The 14,181-nt window shown below is 68.4% G+C and carries 16 protein-coding genes; 12 read left to right on the top strand and 4 right to left on the bottom strand.

Annotated elements, in window-relative coordinates; translation table 11 throughout:
* Positions 1-84: 84 nt before the first annotated feature.
* On the bottom strand, positions 85-1,503 hold the full coding sequence (locus OHA64_RS46275; protein WP_405623301.1) for a diaminopimelate decarboxylase: 1,419 nt from the start codon (positions 1,501-1,503) through the stop codon (positions 85-87).
* A gap of 144 nt (positions 1,504-1,647) precedes the next feature.
* Here OHA64_RS46275 and OHA64_RS46270 point away from each other — a divergent pair, with 144 nt between their 5' ends.
* The gene (locus OHA64_RS46270; protein ID WP_405623300.1) at positions 1,648-2,673 is read left to right on the top strand and encodes an Lrp/AsnC family transcriptional regulator; all 1,026 of its coding nucleotides are present in this window, start codon (positions 1,648-1,650) and stop codon (positions 2,671-2,673) included.
* A gap of 283 nt (positions 2,674-2,956) precedes the next feature.
* Here OHA64_RS46270 and OHA64_RS46265 read toward each other — a convergent pair whose 3' ends face one another.
* Positions 2,957-3,427 (bottom strand): hypothetical protein, encoded by a 471-nt coding sequence (locus OHA64_RS46265; protein WP_405623299.1) that lies wholly within the window; start codon positions 3,425-3,427, stop codon positions 2,957-2,959.
* 314 nt (positions 3,428-3,741) lie between these two features.
* Between OHA64_RS46265 and OHA64_RS46260 the strand changes: the two genes are divergently transcribed.
* The 6 genes from OHA64_RS46260 (at position 3,742) to OHA64_RS46235 (ending at position 8,230) form a co-directional block, all read left to right on the top strand.
* Positions 3,742-4,365 carry a histidine phosphatase family protein gene (locus tag OHA64_RS46260; protein ID WP_405623298.1) on the top strand — a complete coding sequence of 208 codons (624 nt, stop codon included), beginning with the start codon at positions 3,742-3,744 and terminating at the stop codon, positions 4,363-4,365.
* Positions 4,366-4,702: 337 nt separating this feature from the next.
* On the top strand, positions 4,703-5,239 hold the full coding sequence (locus OHA64_RS46255) for a hypothetical protein (RefSeq protein ID WP_405623297.1): 537 nt from the start codon (positions 4,703-4,705) through the stop codon (positions 5,237-5,239).
* 410 nt (positions 5,240-5,649) lie between these two features.
* Positions 5,650-5,865, top strand: a complete 216-nt coding sequence (locus OHA64_RS46250; protein ID WP_405624455.1) for a hypothetical protein — start codon at positions 5,650-5,652, stop codon at positions 5,863-5,865.
* 380 nt (positions 5,866-6,245) lie between these two features.
* The gene (locus tag OHA64_RS46245; RefSeq protein ID WP_405623296.1) at positions 6,246-6,599 is read left to right on the top strand and encodes a hypothetical protein; all 354 of its coding nucleotides are present in this window, start codon (positions 6,246-6,248) and stop codon (positions 6,597-6,599) included.
* Between the two features lie 328 nt (positions 6,600-6,927).
* On the top strand, positions 6,928-7,626 hold the full coding sequence (locus OHA64_RS46240; protein ID WP_405623295.1) for a Clp protease N-terminal domain-containing protein: 699 nt from the start codon (positions 6,928-6,930) through the stop codon (positions 7,624-7,626).
* 64 nt (positions 7,627-7,690) lie between these two features.
* A complete protein-coding gene (locus OHA64_RS46235; RefSeq protein WP_405623294.1) occupies positions 7,691-8,230 on the top strand; it encodes a GNAT family N-acetyltransferase in 540 nt (179 codons plus the stop codon).
* 177 nt (positions 8,231-8,407) lie between these two features.
* Here the strand turns inward: OHA64_RS46235 and OHA64_RS46230 are convergent, their stop codons facing one another.
* Together OHA64_RS46230 and OHA64_RS46225 are read right to left on the bottom strand one after the other, a co-directional pair.
* Positions 8,408-8,731 carry a MerR family transcriptional regulator gene (locus tag OHA64_RS46230; RefSeq protein ID WP_405623293.1) on the bottom strand — a complete coding sequence of 108 codons (324 nt, stop codon included), beginning with the start codon at positions 8,729-8,731 and terminating at the stop codon, positions 8,408-8,410.
* An 886-nt stretch (positions 8,732-9,617) separates the two neighbouring features.
* Positions 9,618-10,001: a signal peptidase I gene (locus tag OHA64_RS46225; RefSeq protein WP_405623292.1), complete on the bottom strand. Its 384-nt coding sequence runs from the start codon at positions 9,999-10,001 to the stop codon at positions 9,618-9,620.
* A 731-nt stretch (positions 10,002-10,732) separates the two neighbouring features.
* Between OHA64_RS46225 and pqqA the strand changes: the two genes are divergently transcribed.
* From pqqA to pqqE, 5 genes are read left to right on the top strand one after another with little or no spacing between them, the layout of a single operon-like run.
* Positions 10,733-10,873, top strand: coding sequence for a pyrroloquinoline quinone precursor peptide PqqA (gene pqqA, locus OHA64_RS46220; protein ID WP_405623291.1), 141 nt, complete (start codon positions 10,733-10,735; stop codon positions 10,871-10,873).
* A 9-nt stretch (positions 10,874-10,882) separates the two neighbouring features.
* Positions 10,883-11,797 (top strand): pyrroloquinoline quinone biosynthesis protein PqqB, encoded by a 915-nt coding sequence (gene pqqB, locus OHA64_RS46215; RefSeq protein ID WP_405623290.1) that lies wholly within the window; start codon positions 10,883-10,885, stop codon positions 11,795-11,797.
* Positions 11,794-12,543, top strand: a complete 750-nt coding sequence (gene pqqC / locus OHA64_RS46210) for a pyrroloquinoline-quinone synthase PqqC (RefSeq protein ID WP_405623289.1) — start codon at positions 11,794-11,796, stop codon at positions 12,541-12,543. Before pqqB ends, pqqC begins: the two co-directional genes overlap by 4 nt.
* Positions 12,537-12,809, top strand: coding sequence for a pyrroloquinoline quinone biosynthesis peptide chaperone PqqD (pqqD, locus tag OHA64_RS46205; protein WP_405623288.1), 273 nt, complete (start codon positions 12,537-12,539; stop codon positions 12,807-12,809). The genes pqqC and pqqD overlap by 7 nt, the downstream gene beginning before the upstream one ends.
* Positions 12,806-13,954: a pyrroloquinoline quinone biosynthesis protein PqqE gene (pqqE, locus tag OHA64_RS46200; RefSeq protein ID WP_405623287.1), complete on the top strand. Its 1,149-nt coding sequence runs from the start codon at positions 12,806-12,808 to the stop codon at positions 13,952-13,954. Before pqqD ends, pqqE begins: the two co-directional genes overlap by 4 nt.
* Positions 13,955-14,181: the final 227 nt, after the last annotated feature.

The raw sequence follows: 14,181 nt of genomic DNA, 5'->3' as shown, positions 1-14,181 counted from the left end.
CGATCAGTCCCGCTACGGCAACGGCGTAGGGTGCCGCCTGCTTGGCCGCGGGCAAACGGCGAGCGGGTGTCGTCGCAACCTCGGTCAGTGCCACGATCGGGCTTCTGTCTGTACACATCGCGCGGGGGCCGGGGTGCCCGCCTGGGCCGGGGTGCTGTCCACGTCACTGAAGAGGAGTGCGTCTGCCTGGTCGACGCCGCTTTCCGCCAGGATCTCGACGAGGGTCTGTTCCGGGCGGACCGCGGCGAACCGTATGTCCGATTCGCGTGTGGTAAAGCCGTGTACGGCGGGCCGGGCGAGACTGTTGTACGACCAGGGGGAGGAGAAGTAGTAACCGCCGGTGTCCAGCAGCACCACGACGTCCCCAGGTGCCAGTTCGGGCAGCTTGCGTCCGCGGGCTACGAGGTCCCCGGCGAAACAGCACGGGCCCGCGACATCCTGGACCCGCTCCGGAGCAAGCTTGGGCTTGCCGTCGGAGTCGTACACCGCGATCCGCAGCGGCCACGCCTCCGGCATGAAGACGGTGCGGGTGGCGATGTGCGCGCCCGCGTGTGTCAGCGCGATGCGGCGGCCGCCGGCGTCTTTGGTGTACTCCACGACCGCGGCCGTGAAGCCGTTCTTGGCGACCAGTGAACGACCGAACTCGGTTACCAGGTCGTAGCGCCCGCCCAGGAGTTCGGGAACGGAGGCGCGCAGCTGCCGGGCGTAGTCCGCGTAGGTCGGGCGGATCTCGTCGTCGTCGAAGTTGACCGGCAGGCCGCCGCCGATATCCAGACTGGTCACCTGCTGCCGGCCCGCCATCGCGTTGATCTCCTCGGCGAGTTCGTACGCGGCGCGCACTCCCTGGCCGATGAGTTCCAGGGAGCAGCCTTGCGAACCGACGTGCACGTGCAGCCGAGTGAGCCAGGGCCGCTCGGCGAAAGCCTTGAGGATGCGCTTCCGTGCTCCGGCATCTCGCAGTGGCACGCCGAACTTCGAGCTGAGCGAGGCGGTGCTCATCGCGTCGATGGCTCCGGCGCCGACCTGTGGGTTGATCCGCAGCCCGAGCACCGAGGTGCTCTCGCTCACAGCGAGTAGTTCGCCGATGCGGTCCAACTCGGGAAAGTTGTCGGCGTTCACCGCCACTCCCAAGGCGAGCGCGTCGGCCAGCTCGGCACGGGTCTTCGCGGGTGAGTCCAGCACGATGCGTTCTGGTGGGAAGTCGGCAGCGACGGCCTGGGCGAGTTCGCCCGGGCTGGCGACCTCGCACCCCATGCCGGACCGGGCGAGCAGGCGCAGCACGGGGACCAAAGGCGCGGCCTTGGCGGCGAACGTGTGCAGCACTGGCGCGTCGCCAAAGGCTCGTCGGAGGTCGCGCACGGACTCCTGGATCCCGTCGGCGTCCAAGAACCCCGCCGCCACATGGGCGGGGCCGATCAGACCGGCCCGCACCGCCTCGCGGACAGCTCGGTCACGCTGCTGCCGACGGCCGTCAGTGTCTTGATCGACTTGCGCAATCCTCACGATCTCGGACCTCCTCGGTGCCCCCAGAGTGTTTGGGCCACCAGAATCGGCAGGCTTCGTGGAACGACTCCCGATACGCAGCATTCCGTCACGACAGGCGAATGGTGGCCTGTACGCAGCTCGTACACGGTGATAGGAAGAGGCATGCCGCACGATTCCGTCGATGAGAAAGACCTGGAGCTGATCAATGCGCTCCAGCTCTCGCCGCGCGCCTCCTGGGCTCAGCTGGCCGGGGCGCTCGCGCTCGATCCGGTGACTGTGGCACGCCGCTGGGAGCGGCTGGCCGAGGCGGGACTGGCGTGGGTCACCTGTGTGGCCGGCACGGCCCTGCACAGCGAGTTCTGCATGGTGTACATCGAGATCGATTGCGTTCCCGGCCGGCTGGACGACATTGCCACAGCGTTGAGTGCCGAGCCCCACGTGCGCTACGTCCACCACCTCACAGGCGTGTACGGGCTGCTGGTCGTGGCGACGTTGCGTACATCCTCGGAGGTGTCGGCGTACCTGCGCGGCACGCTAGGGCAGCTGTCCGGTGTCCGGGCGTATCGAGCGGAGGTACGGACCATGGGCTACGGCGAGCCGAGCCGATGGCGTCTGCGCAGCCTCGAACTGTCACAGCGACGCGCATTGGGACTGGCCAGTACACCTCCCACCACGGTGGGAGGTGCCCGGATGGACGCTGTGGACCAGAAGCTGTTCCGGCTGCTGCACGAGGACGGCCGCATGTCCTACACCGCGATCGCCGACCGCGCCGGGATCAGCGAGCCCACCGCGCGCCGCCGCGTCAAGCGCCTGCTGACCAGCCGGTTGCTCCGGCTACGCTGCGAGATGGCGCAATCCCTGTCGGGCTGGCCGCACTCGGCCGTACTGTGGGCGAGCGTGGCACCGCAGCACATGGAGTCCACGGCACGCGCGCTTACGGCGCTCCCTGACGTACGCCTGTGCTGCGCCCTTACGGGAGAGCGGAACCTCCTGCTGATGGTCTGGCTGCGATCGCTCGGAAATCTGCCGCAACTGGAGGCGACGATCACAGAGCGCTCTCGAGATCTCTCCATCGTGGACCGGGCCGTCTGCCTGCACACCGTGAATCAGATGGGCCGACTGCTCGACAGTGAGGGGCGCAGCGTCGGGTATGTGGCGCCCAATGTGGGGGACTTCCTGGACGCCTGAAAGGCAAATGTGCGTCCGTGTAGGCCGCCAAGAGCCGTTCGAGCCAGTCCCGCGTAGCACTCCGCTGCTCTTGGGGGACCTCGTCGATGCCGTCGACCAGGACGAGTGCCTCGCCTCTGGCGAGTACGTCATCGGCCCAGCCCTCCGGCTGCGAGGCGGCCAGGGGGCTCCGACCGCGGACAGGAAATCCTGCGGCTCCGGAAGGGGCCCACGCCGCACCGGCGTCCGCAGGGGCAGGACGAACGGAATCCGCCCCCGCCAGTCGCCCAGTTCCTTCGGCAGTTCATCGCGTGCCGTGGCGACAGCCAGCCATTGCAGCAGCGTTGTCTTTGCCCTCTGCATCCTCAGCGGTCAGTCTCGACAGCACCTCGCCCGCACGCTCCCCGACCTTCAGACCGACGACCGCCCTGCGGATCGGCCCGCCATCCCGGATGACCACGTTCTTCGCTGGGCCTGCCGCCGCTGCGTCATCGCGCGCACCGGCGCAACACTTCCCGCCCAGATCTGGGCATCCGTCCACGACAACGTCTGCACCCGCCACAAACTCTGGGTCGGTCAGCACGTCCACGCGCCCGAGGAGCAACTCGATCTGTCCCGCACCCCCGACGTCGTTCGAGCACAGCAGAAGTACTGGCGCCTTCGCCGACATCACGGCCCGGCCCTCATCGACCTCTGCGAGGAACTCACCGCAGGGCTCCGGGCCGGCCTCGCCCACCACCACTACCGGCTCGTCCACCGAGCCGAGACTCTTCACGACCTGGTCCGAGTCAAAGGGCCCGAAGTCGAGCCGGACAGGAAGGCACCCTGGCCGACAGCAGCGGGATTCCCCGAACGCGTCGCGCTGATCCACATGTTCACGTCTCCGCACGCTTCGCGGCACCATCCGCATCTGGCTCACGAAAACCGTCAAGTCATCGGCTGCGGAGATCGAGTATCGGCTCGGCAGCCCCGAAGGCGTCCCCACACTCATCGCCAACTGAGCCCGCTCAGCCACGACGGAACTATGCACAACGAGGTCAGCGTCCATCCCGACATACAAGATCACGGACGACAACGGAGACCCGGGACATGACAGACACAGCCGCTCGATACCTATACCTCGCTCGGCACGGTGAAGCGTCAGCAGATGAGACGACCCTGACGGAAAGCGGCCGGCGCCAAGCCGTTCTGCTCGGTGAACGGCTCCAGAGCACTCCACTTTCGGCGATATACCACGGGCCACTGCCTCGGGCGCAGCAGACGGCCCAGCTGATCAGCGCACAACTTGACGCCGTCCCACTGCACCAATCGGAACTGGCCGGCGACTACGTCCCCTACCTTCCTACGAAGGAGGAGTTGCCGCCTGATTCGGCCGAAGCCATGCTCAACTTCCTCGCTCAGGTTCCGGAAGAGGAGCGCAACCTTGGTCCAGCACTGGCCCGGGAAGCACTCGCAGAATTCACAGGTCCGGTCGACGGAGATCGCCCCCGCCATGAATTGGTCGTCACCCACAACTTCCTCATCGGCTGGCTGGTCCGAGCTGCCCTCGATGCACCCGAGTGGCGCTGGATGGGCCTCAACCACGGCAACGCAGCTCTGACGGCCATCCGATACACACCCGGCAGGCCGTCCTCCGTGCTTTTCTACAACGACATGCGGCACCTGCCTGCAGAACTGCGCTGGACCGGCTTCCCGCCCGAACTCCACATCTGACCAAGAAGGCCGTTTACCCGGACTTGAGTGAGACGACCTTGCAAAACCCGTCTCACTCAAGTCCGGGCACCACAGGTCAGGGGCCCGCCCCACCCGGACTTACTTGAGACCGGACACATGGTATCGACGTAGAAACCCACAGCGACTCCCATGCGGTGGCGTCCAGCATCGACGGCCTGACGGCGGACGGCAGGCAGGTAGCGGGCGGGACGGTGCTTCCGCGGACCAGCGGCTTGAAGGCACAACATCGTGCGACCAGCGCGTGGCGCCATGTTCCTCGACGCCACGTGGGTGAGCATGTGCGGACCAAGTCCCCCTCCCGCACCGAGGCGATGCGATGCCCGACCGCGCCTGCCATGTCCGCCCCGAGAGCGTCGCGCCAAGGTGGATCTCGCGGCACCGACCGCCGGAACAGTCGCTGTTCAGCGGCATCTACGGCCTGGTGCTGGCCAGCGCCCTGGTGGCCGCACTGGACGCGACGGGCGAGAAGGCCGATCCCGGCCCCGACACGCTGTGGGTCCTCCTCACCGCGCTGGCGTCGGGCGCCGCCCACGGGTACGCGCACGTCATCGCCCAGCGTGCGTCCGTTGACAGTGCAGCCACCACGAGCAGGCGGAAGTTGGTGCTCGCCGAGTGGCCACTGGTCGCCGCCGCGCTCCCCACGGTGGGGATACTGCTTGTCGCGGTGGCCGGGGGGTGGGCAGAGGCCACAGCGGTGGACGCGGCCCTGGTGTTCAACACTGTTGCCTTGTTCGGCTGCGGCGCCTGGGCCGCCCGCACCGCCGGGCACGGGTGGCCGTCCTCGGTCCGGGCAGGAGGCATGGACATGCTGATCGGCCTGATGATCATCATCGCGAATGCCCTGATCAAGTAGGCAGGCGAAGTCGGGGGCGTTACCTGATACGGGGCCGACTCCCGCGTCCTGGCGTGGGTATCGCCGAACGCCCGCTGAGCCTTGAGCACTACGACGCGGCCGCCGAACACCTCACCGTCTCGCGACGCGGACGCCTGCACGACCCGATCGACGACTCCCTGACCACACGCGGGCACGAACGCCGCGTCGTCGCCGGGGACCCACCATCGCCTTCGCACTGCAACTCACCCCCACCCCCGACCTGGTGCTTCCCCGTCCCGACGCGGTCACCCGCACGACTCGGGACCAACTCGGCCTGGTCACACTGCCCCGGTCACTCCAGATGCCCCCATCCCGCTGCACCTGCTGCGGCACCAGCGCTACGACGACGACCGCGCCCACACCTGGCTGCGCGGCCTGGGAATTCGGCAATGACACGCCCCCCGGTCCAGTCGCCGAGCGGCGAGGTCTCCGGACCCGTCCAGCTGCCGCGCAGCAGCCACTCGCGCAGCAGGTCGCCGGGCTCCGACAGCAGCCCTTCGCCGTCGAACGAGGTCGCGGCCAGCGTTCCGGCCACCGGGCCCCAGACCCACCGCCAGGAGCGCGGCAGACGTACGGCCCGTCGCCTCACCTCTGCTGTCGGCTAAGGCTGTCGCGGCTCCGATGGCATGGGCGACAGGATCGTCACATGCAGCCGATCTTCGTTCTCATGCACAGTCCGTCCGTGGTCCCTCGACCTGGCGCCCAGTGGCCGAACACCTGACGGCGGCGGGATAGCAGGTACGGGTGCCGTCCCTGCTGCACATAGGCGCCGACGCTCCGCCATTCTGGCCCCGCGTCGTCGACGCCGTCCATGACGACCTCCGGCAGGTCCCGGCCGACAGCCCCGTCACGTTGGTGGCACACAGCAACGCAGGCTTGTTTCTCCCGGCGATTCGCTCGGGCCTCGACCATCCGGACCAGCTCGATCTTCGTCGACGCCGCGCTGCCGGACCGGATCGGACCGACCCCTGTCGCCTAACTCGGGTTGCTGGAATTCCTCGGCCCGATGGCGGTGGACGGCAGGCTGCCGCGCTGGACCGATTGGTGGGACGAAGCAGACATCGCACCCATGTTCTCTGATCCGATGATGCGGCAGACAGTCATCGAGGAGCAGCCCACCCTGCCGCTGTCCTACTACGAGCAGCACATCCCGGTCCCCGACGGCTGGGACGACCATCCCTGCTCCTACTTGCTGTTCGGCCTTCCGTATGACGACCTTGCCGCCGAGGCACGCGCACGCGGTTGGCGCGTGGCGCACCTGCCCGGCGCACACCTCCATCAGATCGTCGATCCTGCCGGCAGCGCCCGGCACCTCGTCGAGCTCGCCACTACGAGTTGATCCACTTCCGATACACGCCCAGGACCTCTCCGCCCGCAGGCCCGTCGGACAGCAGCGCCATCGAAGGGTCGTACGACCACGGCGCAAGCCATCGCCGGCGTTCGCTCCCGCCAACGGAACCTCGAACTCGCCCTTGGTGCAGCGCAGTTGCCGTACTGCGCGGTCACCCCCACCCACCAGAGCAACAGCGCGATCAGCAGGTATCACCGCGCATGACCTTCGCCCGCAGATACCCAGCGCCCTGAGAGCACCCCGGAGAGAGCACCCCGACACCGGACCGAGGCAAGGACGCATTGACAATCCTGAACTGTCAAGGCCTACTTGCCTCATGACTCTTCCAGATCTGGACGATCTCATCGCGGAAGTCGACCGGAGGTGCGACAGCGCCCACCGCCCCGGTGGACAAGAACAGCCCGACTGGCTCGCCCTGCTGACGGTCGCCGCACAGCTCGCAGGTCAACTACAGGCACTGGCAGACGACTTGGTCGAGGACTACGTCGAGCACTGCCGGATGCACGGCTCCTCGTGGACGGACATCGGCGCGTCCCTGGGCGTGACCCGACAGGCGGTACAGCAGCGTTTCCACGCCCCGCACAAGCGCTACAGCCCCGAGATGATGACCGACGACCTTCGCCAGGCGATGGTCCACGTCAAGCAGGCAGCCGTACATCACCGCAACAACTTCATCGGCACCGAGCACCTGCTCTGGGGCCTCACCACTGAAGACAACAGCGCCACCCGGCTCTTGCAGGCCGCCGGGGTCTCCCCCGACACAGTTCACCGGTCCGTCGGAACCCGACTGAGCGTCGGCGCCTCCCAAGCAGCCGAGCGGATCCCTTGGACTCCCTACTCCCGCAAGGCAATCGCCATCGCGGAGGCACGGTCCGAGCAGAACGGTGCCGACCACATCGGCTGCGAGGACCTGCTGATCGGCCTGGCCCAGGTCGGTCGCGGAGTGGCCGCCACCGTCCTGGCCGAGGCCGGCTTCGACCCAGCGACCGTCGACGCCACGCCTTCCGCCACCTGAGCATCCCGTTCAGCCAGCAAACACAGTCTCCAGCACCCGTGCGGGCCCGTGCGAGGATCGCGACGTGAACGATCTACGCTTCCGCCTCGCCGACGACTCCGACCTCACCTCTCTCGTTCGCCTGCGCGACGACGCCGCCCGTTGGATGCTTGCCCGGGGCATTACCGGCCAGTGGCAGCCCGGTGAGCTGGACGAGGACCACTTCCGCCGGATCATGGCGGGCGGCGAGGTCTGGCTCGCCGAGGCCGACGGCCGCGCAGCCGGGGCCTGGGAGTTGTGGTGGGAGGACGAGGACGCGTGGGGGCCGCAACCGCCGGTGGCGGGCTACGTGCACCGGCTGATGGTGGACCGTAGCAGCACCCGGCCGGGGACGGGGCGGCTGCTGCTGCGAGCTGCGGAGCACCGCGTGGCCGCGGTGGGGAGACGGTTCGCACGTCTGGACTGCCTGGCCGGCAACGCGCGCCTGAACACGTACTACTTGGACGACGGCTACCGGGTCGTCGGCCACAAGGCGGGCAAGCCGCAGCCGGGCGGCGAACCCAAGTCCTTCACACTCCTTGAGAAGACCTGCGGGCCGGCCGGGCGGGCCGAACAACCGCGGTAGCACGGCGGAACCCGCTGACGACCGCGATGCCGCGCCGGAGGACCATGAACCGAGCCTCTCGCAGCATCAGCGGCCAACCACCGCTTGAACCAAGGTGCTTGCAAACCGTCACGCCCGGTTCCGAGGGGCCGGGTCAAGGCCCCGTCCCGGCTGGACGAGCGAGTTGTGCGCCGGCACTCACTTCGTTGCTTCGACCGCGCGGCGGTATTCGGCGTTGATGCGCTGGGCTTCTTCGAGCTGGTCTTCGAGGATGATGATGCGGCAGGCGGCTTCGATGGGCGTGCCCTGGTCGACGAGTTCCCGGGCGCGTGCGGCGATGCGCAGCTGGTAGCGGGAGTAGCGGCGGTGGCCGCCCTCGGACCGGAGCGGGGTGATGAGGCGGGTCTCTCCGATGGCACGGAGGAAGCCCTGGGTGGTGCCGAGCATTTCGGCGGCCCGGCCCATCGTGTAGGCGGGGTAGTCGTCATCGTCGAGACGACCGTACGTGTCGCCTGCTGTCACTTGCACCTCTCTGTGTGGAACGAGTCGAGGGGTCCTGGTGCCGTACGGCGCCAGGACCCCGAAGGAACTGCTAGACCATCTGCCGACACTGGTACTGGGCCGGCTTCCTGTTTCCGCAGACCCGGCCGAGATGCTGCCGGGGGTGCGGGGATCGCGGTTGCTTGACCGGAGACCACCTCACTAACGATGTCCTGCGGTACCCGGGTTCACGATTTCCGCCCGGGCGATCCTGATGGCGCGGGTTCCTCCGTTCTTCCCTCGGTGATCAACTGCTTACAAGCGGGGTACTACGTACTGCTTGATACTGCGAACTGCACTTACAGGTACTGCCACCGCGTCACCGCGGGCCCTGCTCACGGCGGCCCCTGATCACTGCGGGCCACCCGGTCCGGTCGTCAGCCCCGTCGCCGACCTGCAACAACCCTGGCTTCGGAACTCCACCACCGCACCGTCCTGCGCACTACACCTGCATGTACTGCCGACCGGCAGTTCATCTCTGCCAGGCCTTGCCGTCTCTCTGGGCTACGAGAGAAACCATAACCATGCCACCACCCAATGTCTACTCTGCTCGGCATAGATTTCCACGTGTCCGGCAGTGGGGTAATCGCGCGCGAACAGCATCAAGGAGCACCGCCACCCGCGTGGGCAGAGCCGGCAGACAGCAGCAGCGATCGTTGACCCCGGCGCCCGCCGCCCGCAGTGCCGGCGAACCGCCGCAGCCATCGCCCTGGGCATCCTCAGCTCTTCGTCAGGGTTGCTGCGCCGGGATGGCGCCCCCGGTCATCCGCTCCGTCTGGGATCACACATCACGTCCTGGCAGACGGCGCATCGGTTGGTGCCGCCACGCGCCCGGGCGTTGCTCGGGCGCGGCATTTTCCTCAACCGGTCACAGACGCGCTCCGTCTGCGCTGCCTTCCTCGTATCCGGGGACCGAAGGCCACCGCACGGTCAGCACCACCGACTCTTCCTCCGCAACCCAGGAGTGGTCTACTCCGCGGCCCCAGACGACGTAATCACCTTGCTGTTGAAGCAGAACCTTGCGGTCAGGGAACTCGACACGGAAGCGACCGCTGATGAGAACCAGGAGAGCCGTACGTTCCTCGCCCCGCACCCACTGCCCTCGCTCGTCGCCAGGTGGGTGGACGCCCCATTTGATCTCTACGGCCTCGCTCTGACGAGGATCACCGTGCTCTTTGAAATGCCCGAGCAGCCATCCTCGATCCAGCGCCGCGTCCTTGCCTGCGTTACCCACGTACACGCTGTCGTTCATGTGCCCGAACGCTAACAGTCGTCGGCCCATTCCCTCCTGGCGCGACCATGAACCTACGTGCGAAGACCGGCTCGCCTTCCCTCTGCAGCAGGGCGAAGCAATCATTGCGGCTCGCCAGACCGTCGAAGGGCTGATGCGCGAGAACGGCCTGGAGAGCGTCATCCGGAGGCGGAGACATCAGACCGCGGTGCCCGAGCCGACCGCTCCGGACCTGGTCGGGTTGTGAGAAGCGGGCCCAACTGCGCGATCACACTGCGCCTATTACCTGACATGCCCGGGCTCCGCCATCAGCAATATGGAGGAGCCCAGGTGGCCCGCGCGAAATTCGGCGCTCAATAATCCCTGCAGGAGCGATTCACTGTGCTTCGGATCCCGCCTTTTATTTTATCGTTGGATTCATGCCCGGAATGCAGTCGGTCGCCCCCATGACAGGACGGACATCGAAATGCCACGCTTGGCGCATTCGGCGCTGAATCGAGTCCGTCCGGGCACCGCGGCGATCACCGCCGTCACCGCTTTCCTCGGCTCCTGCGTCCGGGAGCCGCCCTCGGCGGCCGACCGCCCGGACCGCCGTCGACCACGACGCCATCCACGTCTCGGCGTTGCTCTGCCGAAGGCTCTGAGCGCTGCCGATCGACGGGAACGACAAGGACCACATCCTCGAGATCACCATCCACGGACCCCCCTTCTCACGAAGGGGTGAAACCACCTCCCCCGAAAGGAAGACACACATGAACGAGACCTTCGAGTACACGGAACAGCCGGCTGCGACCACCGCGGAGCAGCTCGACACCACGGCCTGGCAGACGCCCGGGTACACGGTCGTCGACTGCGCGATGGAAGTCACCGCCTACTCCCTGTCCAACCGCTAGTCGGCCGCCGTGCTGCTGCAGGTGCTCGGCACCGCGGCCGGCGGCGGCGTCCCGCAGTGGAACTGCGCGTGCCCCGGGTGCTCCGGGGCACGCGCCCATCCCGAGCGCCGCCGCCGCCATGCCTCGCTCGCCGTCCGTACGGGCGAGGGCCGCTGGTACATCGTCAACGCCACCCCCGACATCGGCGACCAGATCGAGGCCCATCCAGCGCTCCACCCCGGCCCCGGGCCCCGACAGACGCCGATCGCCGGTGTGGTCCTCACCGACGCCGAACTCGACCACACCCTGGGCCTCGCCCGGTTGCGCGAGGCCGACGGTCTGGACATCCTCGCCACCGCCCCGGTCCGCCAAGCCCTGGACGACCGCCTGCGCCTCGGCGAAGTACTGGGCCCCTACACCGCTCTGACCTGGCGTGAGCTGCCGTCCCACAGCGCGCGGCCACTGAGCGGCTACTCCCCCGGGCCGGACGGCGGCGACCTGCGCATCAGCGCCGTACCCGTGTCCGGGAAACGCCCGAGATACGCCGCCGACTCCCCCGAGGACGACGCCTGGGTGGTCGCGCTGCGCCTGTACGACCCGGCCACCGGCAAGTCGGCGGTCTACGCCCCTGCAGTGGCCGCCTGGTCCGACGCCCTGCACGGTGCCGCCGCCGAGGCCGACTGTGTCATCGTCGACGGCACCTTCTGGGACGACGAGGAGCCGCGCCGCACCGGCATCTCCTCCCGCACCGCCACCGGCATGGGCCATCTGCCCATCGACGGACCGGACGGCACCGCCGGCATCCTCGCCACGCTGTCCGCCCGCTGCCTCTACACACACCTCAACAACACGAACCCCCTCGTCGACCCAGCCGCGGCCCAGCACAAGCGGCTCGCCCGACTGGGCATCGAGGTGGCCGAAGACGAGATGGTGATCGAGCTGTGACCACGGCACTCGCCCCCCTGACGGAGCCCTGGAGTCCTGCGGAGTTCGAGGCCCGCCTGCGTGCGGTCGGCCAGGAGCGGTACCACGACCGACATCCCTTCAACGTGCGTATGCACGAGGGCGATCTCACCCCGGAGGAGGTGCGCCGCTGGATCGCCAACCGCTTCCACTACCAGCGTCACATCCCCGTCAAGGACGCTCTGATCACCGCCAAGCTGGACTCCACGCGGCTGCGACGCATGTGGCTGCGCCGGATCGAGGATCACGACGGGCGTCAGGAGGGCGAGGGCGGCATCGAACGCTGGCTGCGGCTCGGCGAGGCGGCCGGCCTGGACCGCAGGAGCCTGCTGTCCGGCGAGTCCGTCCTGCCGGGCGTACGGCTGGCGGTGGAGGGCTACGTGAACTTCTGCCGGCTGCGTCCGCCGCTGGAGGCCGTCGCCGCGTCGCTCACCGAGCTGACCGCTCCCGATCTGATGCGCCGGCGCATCGACGCCTTCGAACGCCACTACTCCTGGATCGCACCGTCCGGGCTTGCCTACTTCCGCACCCGCGTCGACCAGGGCCAACGGGACAGCGCCGAGGCGCTCCCCCTCGTCGTGGAGTGGGCCCGCACCCGGGAGGACCAGGAACGGGCGCTGGAGGCGCTGACCTTCAAGTGCGACGTGCTGTGGACCTTGCTCGACGCCGTCCAGCAGGGGCACGCGGACCGGCCCGCCCCGGACGGCGGACGGGGCCAGAAATGGTGACGGCGTCCGACAACCAGTGGCGACCCGCCCTCGCTCCTGCCCTGAGGCTGCGGCACGACAGCGTGCGCGACGCCGACCTGCTGGTCCTGCCGGAACGGGTGGTTGTGCTCAAGGGACACGCCGGCCAGGTGGTGGGCCTGTGCGACGGCACGCGCACCGTGGGCGGGATCGTCGACGAACTGTCCGAGCGCCACCCCGGCGCGCCCGTGGCCACCGAGGTCCCCACCTTCCTCGACCGTCTGCGCCAGGAAGGCTGGCTCAAGTGATCGCTCCCCAGGCCTCGGTCACCCCTACCGCGCCCGCACCCCCCTGGGCCCTGCTGGCCGAACTCACCCACGCCTGCCCGCTCCACTGCCCGTACTGCTCCAACCCGCTGGAACTGGCACGCCGTTCGCACGAACTGAGCACCGACCAGTGGACGGACGTGATGCGTCAGGCCGCCGCTCTGGGCGTCGTCCACACCCATCTCTCCGGCGGCGAGCCACTGTTGCGCCCCGACCTGGAGCAGATCGTCGCCTCAGCCGAGGCCGCCGGGATCTACACCCAACTGGTCACCAGCGGCACCGGCCTGGACGAGGCCCGACTGACCGCGCTGCGCGCTGCGGGGCTGCACAGCGTCCAGCTCTCGGTCCAACACTCCGATCCCCAGTCCAACGACCGGATCGGCAAACGCCCGTCCTCCTTCGCCGCCAAGGAACGGGCGGCGGCTCTGGTCCGCCGGTCGGGGCTCCCTCTCGGTCTCAACGTCGTCCTCCACCGGGACAACCTCGACGCCATCGACGACCTCATCGAGCTGGGTGTGTCCTGGGGCGTGGACCGCATCGAGCTGGCCAACACCCAGTTCTACGGCTGGGGTCTGCTCAACCGCGCCGCGCTGCTGCCCACCCGCGAGCAGTTGGCCCGCGCCCGGGAGTCCGTCGAACGGGCACGGGAGCGGCTCGCCGGCCGGATCGACCTGGTCTGGGTCGTCCCCGACTACTTCGACGGCGTCGCCAAGCCCTGCATGGGTGGCTGGGGAGCGGTCTCCCTCACCGTGGCACCCGACGGCGCCGTCCTGCCCTGCCCGGCCGCCGCCTCGCTGCCGGACCTCGACGCGCCGAACGTACGAGACCGTCCGCTCGCCTGGATCTGGAACCACTCGCCGGCCTTCAACCGCTACCGCGGCACTGACTGGATGACCGGCCCCTGCGGCACCTGCCCCCGCCGCGAGGAGGACTTCGGCGGCTGCCGCTGCCAGGCGTACGCCCTCACCGGTGATGCCGCCCGCACCGACCCGGCGTGCGCGCTGTCCCCCGACCATCACCTCATTCGGACCCTCACCGACGACAGCCCGACGCAGGAGCGACCTCCGTACGTCTACCGCCGTCCCGGCGCGGCACAAAATGCCCCGGAAGCGCCGTCAAAAGCCTGACCGGCATTCACAGTCGGTGAGGTCGGCCGACGTCATGCCCCAACGGGGTGAACATTCCCCGCCGCTCGGACGAAGCGCGGTGGCGCTGCATCACTCATGACACGTCCATTCGTCACCTTTACCTATCAGCGCCTTCTCGTGGAACTGGAGGCTTGGGTGCGCTCACTGATTTTCCGCGGCCGTTTCGTCGGGACCTCGGTGGCTCTCGCGGCGACGTTTCGCCGGCG

The organism is Streptomyces sp. NBC_00076 (genome assembly GCF_045041235.1).
GTDB lineage: Bacteria > Actinomycetota > Actinomycetes > Streptomycetales > Streptomycetaceae > Streptomyces.
Note: the sequence above shows the minus strand (reverse complement) of the source record. Positions and strands in the feature narration are given on the sequence as shown.

Bases quoted from the DNA above. Each gene is read 5' to 3' on its own strand.
- OHA64_RS46270 (WP_405623300.1), top strand. From the start codon at position 1,648: ATGCCGCACGATTCCGTCGATGAGAAAGACCTGGAGCTGATCAATGCG.
- OHA64_RS46260 (WP_405623298.1), top strand. From the start codon at position 3,742: ATGACAGACACAGCCGCTCGATACCTATACCTCGCTCGGCACGGTGAA.
- OHA64_RS46255 (WP_405623297.1), top strand. From the start codon at position 4,703: ATGCCCGACCGCGCCTGCCATGTCCGCCCCGAGAGCGTCGCGCCAAGG.
- OHA64_RS46250 (WP_405624455.1), top strand. From the start codon at position 5,650: ATGACACGCCCCCCGGTCCAGTCGCCGAGCGGCGAGGTCTCCGGACCC.
- OHA64_RS46240 (WP_405623295.1), top strand. From the start codon at position 6,928: ATGACTCTTCCAGATCTGGACGATCTCATCGCGGAAGTCGACCGGAGG.
- OHA64_RS46225 (WP_405623292.1), bottom strand. From the start codon at position 10,001: ATGAACGACAGCGTGTACGTGGGTAACGCAGGCAAGGACGCGGCGCTG.
- pqqA (WP_405623291.1), top strand. From the start codon at position 10,733: ATGAACGAGACCTTCGAGTACACGGAACAGCCGGCTGCGACCACCGCG.
- pqqD (WP_405623288.1), top strand. From the start codon at position 12,537: ATGGTGACGGCGTCCGACAACCAGTGGCGACCCGCCCTCGCTCCTGCC.